Origin of the sequence: Thermoactinomyces intermedius (assembly GCF_013912365.1) — a bacterium.
In the GTDB taxonomy this organism is placed as follows: domain Bacteria; phylum Bacillota; class Bacilli; order Thermoactinomycetales; family Thermoactinomycetaceae; genus Thermoactinomyces; species Thermoactinomyces intermedius.
This window is the reverse complement of sequence record NZ_JACETT010000086.1, coordinates 1-1648: the sequence shown is the minus strand read 5'-3', so window position 1 is coordinate 1648 and position 1648 is coordinate 1. Positions and strand designations below refer to the sequence as shown.

At 36.5% G+C, this 1648-nt stretch carries 1 protein-coding gene; it reads right to left on the bottom strand.

Annotated elements, in window-relative coordinates; genetic code table 11:
* Nucleotides 1-919: 919 nt before the first annotated feature.
* Nucleotides 920-1537: an FMN-binding negative transcriptional regulator gene (locus H1R82_RS14205; RefSeq protein ID WP_181732903.1), complete on the bottom strand. Its 618-nt coding sequence runs from the start codon at nucleotides 1535-1537 to the stop codon at nucleotides 920-922.
* Nucleotides 1538-1648 lie beyond the last annotated feature (111 nt).

Sequence of the window (1648 nt, the reverse complement as noted above, 5' to 3'; positions counted from 1 at the left end):
ATATTGAACCTCAAGCGTGTCAAGGGTTTCAGACGCATGCAGTCAAAATGGTTACACCTCTTCTAGAGGATTGAAACAATTCACCTTCACAAGCCAGTGTTGCGAATGTCGCCCCGCTGCTTTTGTCAAAATGGTTACACCTCTTCTAGAGGATTGAAACATCAGTCTACGAAGATTCTGCTTCGCCCTTCGGCTCGTCAAAATGGTTACACCTCTTCTAGAGGATTGAAACCCTTCTTGGCAACTATAAATATTTTCGTCTTAGATTTTAAAGTTCGGTAAGTCAAATAGATTAAAATGCCTAAAAAAGTTGAACCAATCCAAATAGTTAAACCATAATTATCAACTAGTTTTTTCCAATCAAAAACCCAAAAATAGAGAATAGTTATGTGACAGATCACCAATAGCAATGTTATTGAAGGTAATATTATCCTCTGAAATATCATTTATCATACCTCCTATGTAGATTTATAACTTTTTAACAAAAAATTACCATAACTTTATATTTTAAACCCGTGGTGCTAGTTGAGCGTTAAGACTCAACTAGCACCACGGGTCATTAATATTGTTTTGTTATGTTATCGATAGCTAAATTCCAAAATATAGTCTATTACTTTTGCAGAAAAAGCCACGCCGGTCTTTTCGGCTGACCGCCTCCTTGCCTATGGCAATCTGGCTGAAGCCTGCAAAGACCGGCGCTCGGTCTGTTCAATGAAGCACGGTGCAAGCGGACTCATTCCGCAGCCATGCGAAACAACTCTAGGTAGCTGCTCATTGCATCGGCAGGAGAAGAGAAAAAGCCCGATCAAAAAGAAAAAATGCCTGGTCGTCAGGTGCTGAACCGATGATAAAACCCGCTGAAAAATCAGTGGGTTTTGTGTTGATCCGGTTTTTTGTTTCTCATAGGTACGATAAAAACTTAAGATTTTTTTCTAAGGTTCTCTTTCATCAGAGAAGCAATTTTTTGGTTATCTTCATTAGTAATTTGTTCTAATCGCTGAATAATAAGTTTTTGCCGTTCTACTGAGTGGTTTTGACTCAACTTTGCCTTACCTTCGATTTTATTAATTTTGATTTTGAATCCTACAATTCCTTTAGTCATACTCTCTAAATATTTAGAATCCACTTGATCTAATTTGTATGAACTATTTGGTTCTTCATATTTCAATACCATGTCACGCAGGGAATTCATTAATTCTTGTTCATTGTCTACAATCTTTACTCTTCCGTATACATGAACAGCTACATAATTCCATGTAGGGACTGCTATATTTGTCTCGTACCAAGATGGTGAGATATAGCAATGTGGACCATGAAAAATTGCTAAGACATCCTGATTTTCTATATCATTCCATTGAGGATTAGGACGTGCAAAATGCCCATATAAGTATTCTTTATTCTTATCAAACGTTAGTGGTAGGTGGGTTGCGAATGGATTTCCATTATGTTGAGAAAACAGTGTAGCAAAACTATTGTTTTCGATAATATCGTAAATAACATCTTCATCTTGTATTTGGAAGTGTGAAGGAATATACATGTTCTCCCTTCCTTTTCTAACTATGGAATCGGATAATGATTAAAAAAGTAAAGAACGATAATAGGTACTATTTAGACAAATCACTTTATGACGACCCCTGTCACATAATAG

What these genes read in the sequence shown, in the direction of transcription:
- H1R82_RS14205 (WP_181732903.1), bottom strand. Translation starts at nt 1,537, where the DNA reads ATGTATATTCCTTCACACTTCCAAATACAAGATGAAGATGTTATTTAC.